Below are 14345 nucleotides of genomic sequence, written 5' to 3' on the forward strand. Positions count from 1 at the left end.
GTGGTCTCCGTCGCGAACCCGATCCTGCCCGGGTGCCACCCGGATCCGTCCGTCTGCCGGGCGGGGGACTGGTACTACCTGGTCACGTCGACCTTCGAGTACCTCCCCGGCCTGCCGGTCATGCGCTCGCGCGACCTCGTGCGGTGGGAGACCATCGGTCACGTCGTGGATCGCGCGGACATGCTGGACTACGCGGGCATCGCCTCGTCGGGCGGGCTCTACGCCCCGACGATCCGGCACCATGACGGGCTGTTCTGGGTCGTCTGCACGCTCGTCGACCAGAACGACGACACCCGCGGAGGCAACTTCCTCGTCACGGCGACGGATCCGGCCGGTCCCTGGAGCGACCCGGTGTGGCTGGACGTCGACGGCATCGACCCGTCGCTGCTGATCGACGACGACGGCCGCGTCTGGCTGCACGGCACGCGACTGGCGCCGGACCCCGAGCACTTCCACCAGACGGAGGTCTGGGTGCGCGAGTACTCGCCCGCAGAGCGCGCCCTGATCGGGCCGGAGCACATCGTCTGGAACGGCGCCGTGCGCGGTGCCGTATGGGCCGAGGGCCCGCACCTGTATCGCATCGGAGCGCAGTACTACCTGCTGGCGGCCGAGGGCGGCACCGAGTACCACCACGCCGTGAGCGTCGCGCGGGCCGACGCCGTCACGGGCCCGTACGAGGGGAACCGCGCCAACCCGGTGTTCACGCACCGCCACCTGGGACGGGGCGCGGGCGTCATCGGGGCCGGCCACGCCGATTTGGTGCAGGCGCCGGACGGCTCGTGGCAGGCGGTCATGCTCGCGATGCGCGCCGCGGACGGCCACCACTATCCGCTGGGGCGCGAGACGTTCCTCTGCCCCGTGACCTGGGAGGACGGCTGGCCGGTCTTCGCGCCGGGCGCTGGGCTGCTGCCCCGGCAGGCCGACGTGCCGTGGGCGAGCGAGGAGCCGCCGGCTGGAAGCTGGCAGCCGGATGACCGGACGGCGGGCGTCGTCGCGCCGCGCGATGCCCGCTGGACGTCCCTGCGCGCCCTGCCGGGCGACGTCACCGAGGCGAAGGGCGACGCCCTCGTCCTGCCTGTGCGCGCCGAGACGCTGGCGGATGCCGGCACGGTCGCGTTCGCCGGTGTGCGGCAGCAGCACGCGGACGTCGACGCGGCGGCGCAGCTCGCGCTCTCGGAACTCGCGGACGGCGAGAGCGCCGGGTTCGTCGTCCGCCAGTCGGAGGGCGACCATGCCACGGTCACCGTGACGCGACGCGGCGAGGAGTTCGCCGTGGTCGCGACGCACCGCCGGGGCGGGGAGGAGCGGGTGCTCGGCGCAGCCGTGACCGGTCCCGCCGCGCGGCTCGGCGTGCGTGTGCGCGGCCACGAGTGCGCGCTGCTCGCCGACGACGCCACGCTGGGTGTCGTGGACACGCGGCAGCTGTCGTCGATCGCCACGGGCGGCTTCCTCGGACTGTGGCTCGGGGTGTTCGCGACCAGCCATGGCGCAGCGCCCATGGGCCGTGCGGCCGTCGAGTCCTTCACTTACGCGCCCGCCTGAGAGCGCGCCTGCCGGGGAGAGCGCGTCCGGATCGGTAGCGTGGTGAGCCGAGCCGGAAGACCGAGGACTGACATGCACGAACGGGCCACGAGCGTCGAGGGCGTGCGCAGGACCAACCTCGGCGCGGTCCTCCGGCTGGTGCACTACGCCGGTCCGCGCTCGCGCGCCGTGATCACCGGCGAGACCGGGCTGAACCGCTCGACCGTGTCGGACCTCGTCGCGACGCTCGTCGGCGCGGGCCTCGTCGAGGAGCGGGATCCGGATCCGACGCGCCGCGTGGGCCGGCCGTCCCCGATCGTCGCGCCCAGCGAGGACGTGGTCGCGATCGCGATCAACCCCGAGATCGACGCGCTCGAGATCGGCGCCGTGACGCTCGGCGGCCACGTGCGCGCGCGGACGCGGGAGAGCGTCGGCACGAGCGTCGCGGATGTCGTCGCCGCTGTCGCGCGCATCGTGGACGGCTGGCGATCGGGCGCGCTGCGCGGGTGCCGCATCGTGGGCGGCGGCGCGGCCGTGCCGGGACTCGTGCGGGCGTCGGACGGGCTCGTGCGCCTCGCGCCGCATCTGGGCTGGCGCGAGGAGGACATCGCGGGGCGGCTCGGCGAAGCGACCGGGCTGAACTTCATGATCGGCAACGACGCGTCGCTCGGCGCGCGAGCCGAGCGCCTGTTCGGCGCGGCGCGCGACCACGCCGACGTCATCTACCTCAACGGCGGCGCGTCGGGCATCGGAGGCGGGCTCATCCTGCACGGCATGGCGATCGGCGGGGCGGAGGGGTACGCGGGCGAATGGGGCCAGAGCCGCCCGGGCATCCTGCTCGAGGCGGACCGACGCACGACGCAGGGCGTGCTCGAGGACGAGGTCAACCGCGGGCGCCTGCTCGAGGCGGTCGGGCTGCCGGCCGCCGACGACGCCGCGCTCGCCCGCGCTCTCGCGGACGCGACGGACCCCGTCGTCACGGACGAGGTCGACAGGCAGCGGCGGATCCTGTCCGCCGCCCTCGCGAACGCCGTCAACGCGCTCAACCCGTCGGTCATCGTGCTCGGCGGCTTCCTCGCGATCCTGCGCGACCACGACCCGGAGGGGCTGCTCGCCCTGGTGCGCGAGCAGGCGCTCGCGGCCCCCGCCGAGCGCCTCGAGGTGTGCGCCGCCGGACTCGGCGCCGACCGGCTCCTGATCGGCGCCGCCGAGGCGGCGTTCGAGGCGCTGCTGGCCGACCCGCTGGCGTGAGGTGCGTGAGTTCGTCGCGCGCGGCGATCTGAGAGGGTGGAGCACATGTCGTCCGACTCACGCACGCCGCTTCCGCTCAACCCGCTCGGCGCGACCGGGCTGCTCGTCACGCCGCTGACGCTCGGCGGCGCCCCGCTCGGCTCCATGCCGCAGCTGTTCGGCGAGGACGTCTCGGAGGACGAGGCGGTCGCGACCGTCGAAGCGGCCCTGGATGGCGGCATCCGCACGATCGACACCTCGAACGGCTACAGCGCGGGCGAGAGCGAGCGACGCATCGGCAGGGCTCTCGCGGCGTACGGCGCCCTGCCCCCGCACACGCTGATCATCACGAAGGTCGACCCCCTCGCCGGCGACTACTCGGGGGAGCGCGTGCGACGCTCGCTCGCGGAGTCGTCCGAGCGGCTCGGCATCGCGCCCCTGCCCGTCGTCCACCTGCACGATCCGGAGTTCCACGACTTCGACGCGATGACGGCGCCGGGCGGTGCGGTGGAGCAGCTCGTTGCGGCGCGTGAGCGCGGGGAGATCGGGCACATCGGGCTCGCGGGCGGCGACACCAGGGTGACGTCGCGCTACTGGGAGCTCGGCGTGTTCGAGCTGCTGCTCGTGCACAACCGCTGGACGCTCGCCGACCGCTCGGCGGGCGGGCTGCTCGCGCGTGCCGAGGCCGAGGGCGCGGGGCTCATCAATGCCGCCGTGCTGGGCGGCGGCGCGCTCACCGACCCCGTGCGCGTGCCGGGGAAGTACGGCTACGGCCCGGCGTCCCCGCAGACGCTCGATGCGATCGAGCGGATGCGCGGAGTGTGCCGCCGCTACGGCACCACGCTGGACATCGCCGCGGTGCGGTTCTCGACGCGCGACCCGCGGTTCGCGACGACGGTCGTCGGCATGTCCTCGCCCGCGCACGCGGCGTCGAACGTCGCCGCGGCCACGGCCGACCTGCCCGCGGAGCTCTTCGCGGAGCTGGACGCCCTCGTGCCGCCCGAGCACCTCTGGCTCGACCGGCGCTGAGGGCGGGGAGCGCAGCGCGGTCAGCCGGCGGTCGAGGCGCGCACGACGAGCTCGGGCTCGAAGACCACCTCGCGCGACGCGAGCGACGGATCCGCCGCCTCGTCCACGAGGAGCGCCAGCGCGGTGGCGCCCATCGTGCGGCTCGGCTGCCGGATGGATGACAGCGGCACGGCCGCGGCCGCGGCGAAGTCGATGTCGTCGTAGCCGATCAGCGCCACATCGTCCGGGACGGCGACGCCGGCCTGGACGAGCGCCTGCAGCACGCCGAGGGCGATCAGATCGTTCGCGGCGAACACCGCGTCGGGGCGATCGGAGGCGGCCAGAGCGGCGAGGCGACCGCCCGCCTCCCGTCCGTCCGCCACGGTCAGGGACGCGACCGGGAGCACCTCGAGCGAGGCGCCCGCCACGCGCGCGACCGCGCGCCGCGCCCCCTCCGCGCGGTCGGCGACCTGACGCAGCTCGGCCGGACCGCCGACGTACGCGATGCGCCGCCGCCCCTGCTCCAGCAGGTGGTGCGCGGCGAGCTCGCCGCCGTGGATGTCGTCGACGGCGACGGACGAGAAGCCGCTGCCGGGCACCGCGCGGTCGACGAGCACGACGGGGATGCCGCGCTCGCGCAGCTCGCGCAGCCGGGTGACGTCGTCACCGATGGGGGAGATAAGCAGTCCGTGCGCGCGCTGCTCCTCGAAGTGCGCCAGGAGGCGCAGCTCCCGCTCCGGTCGCTCGTCGCTGTTGCCGATCAGCACGGACAGCCCGTGCTCCGCGGCCGCGTCGTCGGCGCCGCGCGCGACGTCGGTGAAGAACGGGTTACGGGCATCGAGCACGACGAGGCCGACGGTCGTCGAGCGGCCGGCGCGCAGCTGGCGGGCCGCGTCGTTGCGCACGTAGCCGAGCTCGGCGATTGCGGCGCGCACGCGGTCGCGCGTCGCATCGGGCACCGATTCGGGACGGTTCAGCACGTTCGACACCGTGCCCACCGAGACTCCCGCTCGCGCCGCCACGTCGCGGATGCTCACGCCCACTTGTCCGCTCCCTCGGTCGTTCCCACCGACGTTAGCGGCGGTTGCGGCTGAAACGACTCATGCCGCGCTAGGTTCGTGACGTGCGCGGCAGTGGAGCCGCAGAAGGAGCGGATCCATGGCCCTGTTCGACCTGCCCCTCGAGACGCTGCGCGAGTATCGCGGCGACGTCCCCGAGCCCGCGGACTTCGACGCGTTCTGGGAGACGACGCTCGCCGAGACACGCGCCGCCGCGCAGCAACCCCGGATCGAGCGGGTCGACTCGGGTCTGTCGCTCGTCGAGACGAGCGACGTGACGTTCTCGGGCTTCGCGGGAGATCCGATCCGCGCCTGGTGGCACGTGCCCGTGGGTGTCGCGCCGCGCGCCGTGGTGGTGGAGTTCAACGGCTACAGCGGCGGCCGGGGCCTCGCACACGAGGTGGGGCCGTGGCCGCTCGCGGGATACGCGCACCTGTTCGTCGACACGCGCGGCCAGGGCTGGCACCACTCGCGGCCCGGCGCGACGCCGGATCCCCATGGCTCGGCGCCGGCGTCGCCCGGCAAGATGACGCAGGGCATCGAGGATCCCGCCACCTACTACTATCGCCGCGTGTTCGCCGACGCGCTGCGCGCGGTCGAGACCGCCCGGGAGCTCGTGCCGGACGTTCCGCTGTTCGTCACGGGCGGCAGCCAGGGCGGCGGCATCACGATCGCCGCGACCGCGCTCGCCGCCGCGAGCGGCATCGGCATCGCGGGCGCGCTTCCCGACGTGCCGTTCCTGTGCGATTTCCCGCGCGCGACGACGATCACCGACGCCATGCCGTACCGGGAGATCGGCACCTACCTCGCGACCCACCGCGGAGCCGAGGAGCGCACGTACCGCACGCTGAGCTACTTCGACGGCGTGACCTTCGCGCGGCGCGCCCCCGTGCCGGCGCTGTTCTCGGTCGCGCTGATGGATGTCATCTGCCCGCCCTCGACCGTCTTCGCGGCGTACAACAGCTGGGCGTCCGAGGAGCGCGAGATCGAGGTGTACCCGTTCAACGATCACGAGGGCGGCGGCGCCTTCCAGCGGCGCGCGCAGCTGGACTGGGTCGCGCGGCGCGTCTGAGGCGCGGTGGCGGGGAGGTCGGTCGATCGGCCGACCTCCTTGCCCTCGGCGCGGATCCGTGCTTAGGATGAAACGATTCAATTCCCGACGGAGGACGACTCGATGATGAGCCAGCGCGTGTGCTTCACGTTGCGCGTCAAGCCCGAGCTGATGGACGAGTACGTGGCCCGCCACAGCCCCGTCTGGCCCGAGATGCTCGACGAGATCGCGGCATCCGGACGTCGGAACTACTCGATCTTCCACCTCGGCGGCGGCCTCCTCGTCGGCACGTACGAGACGGACGACGACGCCGCCGCGCAGGCCTACCTCGCACAGTCCGACGTCGCCGCGCGCTGGGAGGCGTCGATGGCGCCCTTCTTCCTCGGACTCGACGGCCGCCCCGATCAGGCCGCCCAGAACCACCCCGAGGTGTTCCACCTCGAGACGCAGCTCGCCGCGGCCCGCGGCGCATCCTGACCCTCCACCCCTGAGTGAGAAAGGCCTCACCGTGCGCGAACTGACTCCGCAGATCCTGTCCACCCTCGAGACCCAGGCGATCGAGCTTCCCTCGTGGGCGTTCGGCAACTCGGGCACCCGCTTCAAAGTGTTCACCACGCCGGGCACGCCGCGCGACCCGTTCGAGAAGATCGCCGACGCGGCGCGCGTCAACGAGCTGACGGGTCTCGCCCCCTCGGTCGCGCTGCACATCCCGTGGGACCTCGTCGACGACTTCGGCGCCCTGCGCGCGCACGCCGAGAACCTCGGCGTGAAGCTCGGCACGATCAACTCCAACACGTTCCAGGACGACGACTACAAGTTCGGTGCGCTGACGCACGAGGACGCGACGATCCGCCGGAAGGCGATCGACCACCACCTCGCGTGCATCGACGTGATGGACGCGACCGGATCGCGCGACCTCAAGATCTGGCTGGCCGAGGGGTCCAACTACCCGGGTCAGGCCGACATGCGCGGCCGCCAGGACCGCCTGCACGAGTCGCTCTCGACGATCTACGAGCGCCTGTCGGGCGAGCAGCGCCTGGTGCTCGAGTACAAGTTCTTTGAGCCGGCGTTCTACCACACGGACGTTCCGGACTGGGGCACGTCCTACGCCCAGGTCGCGGCGCTGGGCGACCGGGCGATGGTGTGCCTCGACACGGGCCACCACGCGCCCGGCACCAACATCGAGTTCATCGTGATGCAGCTGCTGCGACTCGGCAAGCTCGGTTCGTTCGACTTCAACTCCCGCTTCTACGCGGACGACGACCTGATCGTGGGCGCGGCCGACCCGTTCCAGCTCTTCCGCATCCTGTTCGAGGTGGTCCGCGGCGGCGGCCTGGGCAACCCCGACGTGGCGTTCATGCTCGACCAGTGCCACAACGTCGAGAACAAGATCCTGGGCCAGATCCGCTCGGTGCTGAACGTGCAGGAGATGACGGCGCGCGCGCTGCTCGTCGACGCCGACGCGCTGCGCGAGGCGCAGGTCGCGGGCGACGTCCTCGCGGCGAACGCCGTGTTCATGGACGCGTTCTACACCGACGTGCGCGCCGCGCTCGCCGAGTGGCGCGAGGGGCGCGGCCTGCCCGCGGACCCGATGAAGGCGCAGCTCGAGTCGGGCCACCAGGAGCGCATCGAGTCCGAGCGCGTCGGCGGCACGCAGGCGGGATGGGGTGCCTGAGATGGCGACGCAGAAGCGCACGCTCACGGCGTGGAAGGCGACCATCGCGGTCGCCATGTCGAACTACATCGAGGCGGGCGCGATCATCGCCCTCGCGACGAGCCTCACGCTCTGGCAGGAGGCCTTCGGCTTCGACGACGGCGTCGTCGGCCTCGTCGCCGCGCTGTCGGCGAACGCGTTCGGCGCGGCCATCGGCGCCGCGATCGGCGGCCCGCTGTGCGACCGCCTCGGTCGCAAGTTCATCTACACGTACGACCTGATCGTGTTCATGATCGGCGCCCTGCTTGTGACGTTCTCGAGCGGCCTCGCGATGCTGCTGGCGGGCGTGATCCTGATGGGCATCGCGGTCGGCGCGGGCGTGCCCGCGTCCTGGACCTACATCGCCGAGGAGGCGCCGGACGAGCATCGCGCCGCGCACGTCGGCACGGCGCAGCTGGCGTGGTCGATCGGTCCGGCCGTCGGCTTCCTGCTCGCCGTCGTGGTGGGGCCCCTGGGGCTGCTCGGCTCGCGACTGATCTTCCTGCACCTGTTCGTGATCGCCGCGATCACGTGGTGGGTGCGCCGGGGCCTTCCCGAGTCGCGCCGCTGGAAGCAGGAGCGCGACAGCGCCACCGCCGCCGGCACGAGCGCGACCTTCTTCTCGGGCATCACCAACCTGCTCCGCAACCCGCGCAACTGGAGCGCGCTGGTCTTCCTGCTGGGCGTCTACGGCCTGTGGAACACGGTCGCCGGCCAGGCGGGCATCTTCCAGCCGCGGGTCTACGAGGCCGCCGGCCTGCATGACGCCACCCAGCAGAACCTGCTGCAGGTGCTGGTGTGGACGCTCACCGCGCTCGCGACCTACTTCGGCTTCATGCGCTACGGCGACCGCGTGAGCCGCCGCCGGCTCTACTTCGGCGGCGCCCTGCTCGGCATCGTCGCGTGGGTCGTGCTGATCTACGCGCCCCCCGGCATGGTGTCGCTGGTGTTCTTCGCCGTGGCGTGGGGCGTCTCGGCAGGCATCGGCGCGCAGGCCTTCTACGGCCTGTGGACCGCCGAGCTGTTCGCGACCCGGTACCGCGCGAGCGCGCAGGGCCTGCTGTTCATGCTCGCCCGCGTCATGGTCGGCCTGCTGAGCCTCGTGTTCCCCGTGCTCCTGGGCTCGATCGGCCTGGCGAACCTCGGCCTCATCATCCTGGGTCTGCTCGTCGCCGCGCTCGTCGTCGGCACGATCTGGGCCCCGAAGACCGAGGGCCTCACGCTCGAGCAGATCGAGCGCGAGCGGTACGGCGAGCGCATCGCACCCAAGACCGAGCTTCCCGCGAACCTCTGACCTGCACGGATCCAGGAGAGAATCATGACCAACCCCACCGTCGAGGCCCTCCTCGGGCGCAGCAACCGCCTGGGCGCCGACCCGAAGAACACGAACTACGCCGGCGGCAACACGTCCGCCAAGGGCACCGAGACCGACCCGGTCACGGGCGAGCCCATCGAGCTGCTGTGGGTGAAGGGCTCGGGCGGAGACCTCGGCACCCTGACGGAGGCGGGCCTTGCCGCCCTGCGTCTCGATCGGATGCGCGCGCTCGTGAACGTGTATCCGGGCGTCGAGCGCGAGGACGAGATGGTCGCCGCGTTCGACTACTGCCTGCACGGCAAGGGCGGCGCCGCGCCCTCCATCGACACCGCCATGCACGGCCTGGTGGACGCGGCCCACGTCGACCACCTGCACCCCGACAGCGGCATCGCGATCGCCACCGCGGCGGACGGCGAGGAGCTGACGAAGCGGATCTTCGGCGACAGGGTCGTGTGGGTGCCGTGGCGGCGCCCGGGCTTCCAGCTCGGCCTCGACATCGCCGAGATCAAGGCCGCCAACCCGCAGGCGATCGGCACGATCCTGGGCGGGCACGGCATCACGGCGTGGGGGGAGACGAGCGAGGAGAGCGAGCGCAACTCGCTCTGGATCATCGAGACCGCCCAGGCGTACATCGACGAGCACGGCAAGGCCGCCCCGTTCGGCGGCGTCCGTGCGGGCTTCGAGGCGCTGCCGCAGGACGAGCGCCGCGCGCGAGCGGCCGCGCTCGCCGCAACGATCCGCGGTCTCGCGTCGCACGACAAGCCGATGGTCGGCCACTTCACCGACGCGGACGTCGTGCTCGACTTCCTGGCCTCGGAGCGCGCGCCGGAGCTCGCGGCTCTCGGCACGAGCTGCCCGGATCACTTCCTGCGCACCAAGGTCAAGCCGATGATCCTGGATCTGCCGGCGACCGCGACCGCCGAGGAGCAGATCGCCCGGCTGAAGGAGCTGCACGCGGCCTATCGCGCCGACTACACGGCGTACTACGAGGCGCACGCGAGCGCGGACAGCCCCGCGATGCGCGGCGCCGACCCGCTGATCGTGCTGGTGCCGGGTGTCGGCATGTTCTCGTACGGCGCCAACAAGCAGACCGCCCGCGTCGCGGGGGAGTTCTACGTCAACGCGATCAACGTGATGCGCGGCGCCGAGGCGCTGTCGACCTACACGCCGATCTCCGACGCCGAGAAGTTCCGGATCGAGTACTGGGCGCTCGAGGAGGCCAAGCTCCAGCGCATGCCCAAGCCCAAGACGCACCAGGGCCGCATCGCCTTCGTCACGGGCGCCGCGTCGGGCATCGGCAAGGCGATCGCCACCCGCCTGGCGAAGGAGGGCGCGTGCGTGGTCGTCGCCGACCTCGATCTCGAGAAGGCGCAGGCCGTCGCGGCGGAGCTCGGCTCGACCGACGTCGCGATCGGCGTCGCGGCGAACGTCGCGGACGCGGCGGGCGTGCAGGCCGCGATCGACCAGACGCTGCTCGCCTTCGGCGGCATCGACCTCGTCGTGAACAACGCGGGCCTGTCGCTGTCGAAGCCGCTGCTGGAGACCACCGAGAAGGACTGGGATCTGCAGCACGACGTCATGGCAAAGGGATCCTTCCTCGTGTCGAAGGCCGCCGCGACGCCGCTGATCGAGCAGGGGATGGGTGGCGACATCATCTACATCTCCTCGAAGAACAGCGTCTTCGCGGGGCCCAACAACATCGCGTACTCGGCGACGAAGGCCGACCAGGCGCACCAGGTGCGGCTGCTGGCCGTCGAGCTCGGCGAGCACGGCGTGCGCGTGAACGGCATCAACCCCGACGGCGTGGTGCGCGGATCCGGGATCTTCGCCTCGGGCTGGGGCGCCAACCGCGCGGCGACCTACGGGGTCAAGGAGGAGGAGCTCGGCCAGTTCTACGCCAACCGCACGATCCTCAAGCGCGAGGTCGTCCCCGAGAACGTCGCGGACGCGGTGTTCGTGCTCACGGGCCCCGAGCTCAGCCGCACGACGGGGCTGCACATCCCGGTCGACTCGGGCGTCGCGCAGGCGTTCCTGCGATGACGTCCGGATCCGTCGCGGCGGTCGACCTCGGAGCCACGAGCGGACGGGTCATCCTCGGCCGCTTCGACGGCGGGGAGATCGCGATGGAGACCGTCGGGCGCTTCCCCAACACCCCGGTGCGCACACCGGACGGACTGCACTGGGACCTGCTCGGGCTCTACCGCGGCGCGCTCGACGGGCTGCGCACGGCGTTCCGCGCGGCGCCAGGGCTGTCGTCGATCGGCGTCGACTCGTGGGCCGTCGACTACGCGCTGCTGCGCGGCGAGCGGATGCTCGGCGTGCCCTTCCACTACCGCGACGAGCGCACGGCCGGAGGCGTGGAGGCCGTGCACGCGTCCTGGCCGTTCGAGGAGCTGTACCGCCGCAACGGCCTGCAGTTCCTGCCGTTCAACACGCTGTACCAGCTCGCCGCGGAGGGGGAGGCGCTGAGCCTTGCGGACGGCATCCTGCTGATCCCGGATCTCGTGGGCTGGCTGCTGACGGGCGAGCGCGTCGCGGAGCGCACGAATGCCTCCACGACGGGCCTGCTCGACGTCACGACGCGCGAGTGGGACCGGGAGCTGGCCGAGCGGATCGGCGTGCCCGCGTCGATCCTGCCGAGCCTGGTCGATCCCGGCGCCACGCTCGGCGGGCTGCTGCCGCACGTGTCCTCCGAGCTCGGGGGGCAGGCGCCGGTGGTCGCCGTCGGCTCGCACGACACGGCGTCGGCCGTCGTCGCGGTCCCCATGCGCGCCGACCGCGCCGCCTACATCTCGTGCGGCACGTGGGGCCTCATCGGCGTGGAGACCGAGAAGCCCGTGCTGACCGATGCCGCACGCGAGGCGAACTTCACGAACGAGGGCGGCGTCGACGGACGGGTGCGCTTCCTGCACAACGTCATGGGGCTCTGGCTGCTGAGCGAGACCGTGCGGGCGTGGGAGGACGAGGCGGGCGAGAAGATCGATCTGCCCGCGCTGCTGGCCCGGGCCGCTGACGTGTCGGGCCCGGTCGGCGTCTTCGACGCGAACGATCCCGTGTTTCTGGCACCGGGCGACATGCCCGCTCGGATCGCCGCGTGGCTGCGCGATCGCGGCCGGCCCGTGCCCTCGTCGCGCGCCGAGTTCGCGCGATCGATCGTGGAGAGCCTCGCACTGGCGTTCGCGGAGGCCGTCACGAGGGCGTCCGAGCTCTCCGGCGTGCCGGTCGAGACCATCCACATCGTCGGCGGGGGAGCGCTCAACACCCTACTGTGCCAGCGCCTCGCAGACCGCGCGGGCCTGCCCGTCCTGGCGGGTCCCGTCGAGGCGACGGCGATCGGCAATCTGCTCGTGCAGGCGCGCACGGCCGGCCTCGTGTCGGGCGACCTCGAGACGCTGCGCGCGGCGGTGGCGGATGCCTTCGCGCCCGTCCGCTACGCGCCGCGGGCGTGAGGCGGGCGCGACCGCCGCGGCCTGACGCACGCGCCGCCGGGCCGGGCTGAGGCGGGGTGACCGCGGGCGCGGATAGCGTGGACCCATGCCCGTCTCCCTGCGCGCCTCGCTCGCCCGCCTCAACGACACCCGCAGCATCGAGCACGGCGTGGTCTGGACGGCGGCGAACGGCCTGCTCATGCTGATCGACCCGCGCACGCTGACGCCGCGCGGGCGGCTGCTGTACCGCGGCGCCATGGCGGTGCTCGGCGCCTGGACGGCGTGGGCGACGATGCGCACCGACGCGCGGGACGAGATCGCGCCGGCCGCGCGCGGCGGCTACAGCGTCGGCGCCGCAGGCCTGATGATGGCGGCGTCCGAGGTCACGGAGGGCCTCGACGCGCGCATCCACGACGCGATCGCCCGCCGCGGCGCCGCCCGCCCGCGGGTCGCCATGGCGCTCGGATCCGCGGTGCTCGCCGCCGGCACCTGGTTCGCCGGGTTGCGCTCGCCCGCGGCGCAGGCCGACGGCTTCGCGGAGGAGGCGGACGACCGGCCGGAGACGATCCCCGTGCCGGCCGATGTGCGCGCGCTGGTGGAGCTGCTGCTCGGCGCGACCGACGGCTTCGGCGCGCAGGAGCTGCGCGCGCAGCTGGCCGCGGCCGAGGCGGTCGGGTTCGAAGGGCCCGAGCCCGAAGGGTTCTGGCCGGGGATCGGCTTCGAGGTGCCCGACGGGATGCCCGCGGCCGTGCCCGGCGACGCGAACTTCCCCGTCGTCGGGTGCTTCTCCGCGTTGGACGGCCGCACGTTCGAGCTCTACCTGACCGTGCTGGGCGGGCGGCTGTCGACGCTGTCGGTGAGCGAGGGGCGTGCCTGGACGGACGACGAGCAGATGGCGTGGATGGAGGCGGGTCGCGGCGTGCACGAGCTGCCCGCATGGCCGGCACCGGCCGATCTCGAACTGCTGATCGAGACGCCGTCCGGTCTGACCCCCGTCTCCGCCTGACCGTCGCCGGTCCCGTCGCCGAGAACCGCCGCGGCGGGATCGGTGGAGGACCGGTCAGTCCTTCAGGCGCACGAGGCGCTCGTGCCCGCTCTCCTGCACCTCGGCCACCTGCTCGCGCGACTTCACGAAGTCGGTGAACGAGCGGAAGCCCAGCGTCTTCTCGCTGAAGGAGGGATCCATCCGGCGCATGTGCTGCTTGACCGCCGAGGTGTGCAGCCACTCGGCGTCGTCGCCCTTGTCGCGCCCCAGACGCAGCGCGCGCTCCAGGAGCCGCGAGGCCGCGGCGTGCAGGTCCTCCGGCGGGATCTCGTCGAACGGGACGAGCGTGTCCTCGTCGGGCGGCGGCGTCTGCTTCGCGCGCGACGCGCGTCGGCTGCGCTGCGTGCCCGCGGGCTCGGCCGGCTCAGGATCGGCGGCCTTGCCCGATGACTTGGGCTTCTTGGGCACCGTGACGCCCGGCAGCGTGTCGTACGCCTCGAACTCGTCGCACGCCGCGGCGAGCGACTTGGCGGTGGACCCGGCGACACCCACGCCGATCACGTAGCGGCCCAGGCGCTTGCAGCGCTGCGCGAGCGGCACGTAGTCGGAGTCGCCCGCCACGATCACGACATGCGTGAGGTCGGGCAGGCGGAACATGTCCTCGACCGCGTCGACCGCGAGCCGGATGTCCGCACCGTTCTTGGCGTACGCGGCCGCGGGGAACAGCTGCACGAGGTCGACCGCGCGACCCACGAGCTGGGAGCGGTAGACCGCGTTCACCGGCGACGACCAGTCGGCGTACGCGCGCGTGAGCACGAGCGTGCCGAACGAGGCCGCGTAGTCGATGACCGCGCCCACGTCGATCGTCGCGAGCGCGAGCTTCGCGGCGATATCCGGATCCGTCGGATCCTCGGCGATCTTCTGCCGGTCCTTGCTGTACGAGTTGCGGCCGTGCACACGGTCGTACCAGCTCATGACGATGTTGTCGAAGTCGAGATAGACCGCCACGCGGGCGTCGGGGGTTTCGGCCATTGTCCTGTTCCTGAAGAGGGGCGT

General features: G+C 72.7%; 12 protein-coding genes. 10 read left to right on the forward strand and 2 right to left on the reverse strand.

All coding sequences use genetic code 11. The features are described from left to right. From BJP60_RS04535 to BJP60_RS04545, 3 genes are all read left to right on the forward strand, one after another. Complete coding sequence (locus tag BJP60_RS04535; RefSeq protein WP_203137857.1) at positions 1–1542, forward strand: glycoside hydrolase family 43 protein; 1542 nt, start codon at positions 1–3, stop codon at positions 1540–1542. 72 nt (positions 1543–1614) lie between these two features. Then, positions 1615–2772: an ROK family transcriptional regulator gene (locus BJP60_RS04540; RefSeq protein WP_203137858.1), complete on the forward strand. Its 1158-nt coding sequence runs from the start codon at positions 1615–1617 to the stop codon at positions 2770–2772. Positions 2773–2817: 45 nt separating this feature from the next. Further along, positions 2818–3780 (forward strand): aldo/keto reductase, encoded by a 963-nt coding sequence (locus tag BJP60_RS04545; protein ID WP_203137859.1) that lies wholly within the window; start codon positions 2818–2820, stop codon positions 3778–3780. 20 nt (positions 3781–3800) lie between these two features. On the opposite strand, the gene BJP60_RS04550 is transcribed toward BJP60_RS04545, so the two are convergent. After that, complete coding sequence (locus tag BJP60_RS04550; RefSeq protein WP_203137860.1) at positions 3801–4802, reverse strand: LacI family DNA-binding transcriptional regulator; 1002 nt, start codon at positions 4800–4802, stop codon at positions 3801–3803. 115 nt (positions 4803–4917) lie between these two features. On the opposite strand from BJP60_RS04550, the gene BJP60_RS04555 reads away from it, so the two are divergent. The 7 genes from BJP60_RS04555 (at position 4918) to BJP60_RS04585 (ending at position 13310) form a co-directional block, all read left to right on the forward strand. Next, entirely contained in the window at positions 4918–5889 is a 972-nt protein-coding gene (locus BJP60_RS04555) for an acetylxylan esterase (RefSeq protein ID WP_203137861.1), read from the forward strand. A gap of 102 nt (positions 5890–5991) precedes the next feature. Further along, positions 5992–6345 (forward strand): L-rhamnose mutarotase, encoded by a 354-nt coding sequence (locus BJP60_RS04560; RefSeq protein ID WP_203137862.1) that lies wholly within the window; start codon positions 5992–5994, stop codon positions 6343–6345. A gap of 40 nt (positions 6346–6385) precedes the next feature. Then, positions 6386–7543, forward strand: coding sequence for an L-rhamnose isomerase (gene rhaI / locus BJP60_RS04565; protein ID WP_442923417.1), 1158 nt, complete (start codon positions 6386–6388; stop codon positions 7541–7543). 1 nt (position 7544) lies between these two features. Next, positions 7545–8855, forward strand: a complete 1311-nt coding sequence (locus tag BJP60_RS04570; RefSeq protein ID WP_203137864.1) for an MFS transporter — start codon at positions 7545–7547, stop codon at positions 8853–8855. 24 nt (positions 8856–8879) lie between these two features. After that, a complete protein-coding gene (locus BJP60_RS04575; RefSeq protein WP_203137865.1) occupies positions 8880–10916 on the forward strand; it encodes a bifunctional aldolase/short-chain dehydrogenase in 2037 nt (678 codons plus the stop codon). After that, positions 10913–12325, forward strand: coding sequence for a rhamnulokinase (locus BJP60_RS04580; RefSeq protein ID WP_203137866.1), 1413 nt, complete (start codon positions 10913–10915; stop codon positions 12323–12325). Before BJP60_RS04575 ends, BJP60_RS04580 begins: the two co-directional genes overlap by 4 nt. A gap of 85 nt (positions 12326–12410) precedes the next feature. Further along, the gene (locus BJP60_RS04585) at positions 12411–13310 is read left to right on the forward strand and encodes a hypothetical protein (protein ID WP_203137868.1); all 900 of its coding nucleotides are present in this window, start codon (positions 12411–12413) and stop codon (positions 13308–13310) included. 54 nt (positions 13311–13364) lie between these two features. On the opposite strand, the gene BJP60_RS04590 is transcribed toward BJP60_RS04585, so the two are convergent. After that, entirely contained in the window at positions 13365–14321 is a 957-nt protein-coding gene (locus tag BJP60_RS04590; protein ID WP_203137869.1) for an NYN domain-containing protein, read from the reverse strand. Positions 14322–14345 lie beyond the last annotated feature (24 nt).

Source organism: Microbacterium sp. JZ31 (assembly GCF_016805985.1).
GTDB lineage: Bacteria > Actinomycetota > Actinomycetes > Actinomycetales > Microbacteriaceae > Microbacterium.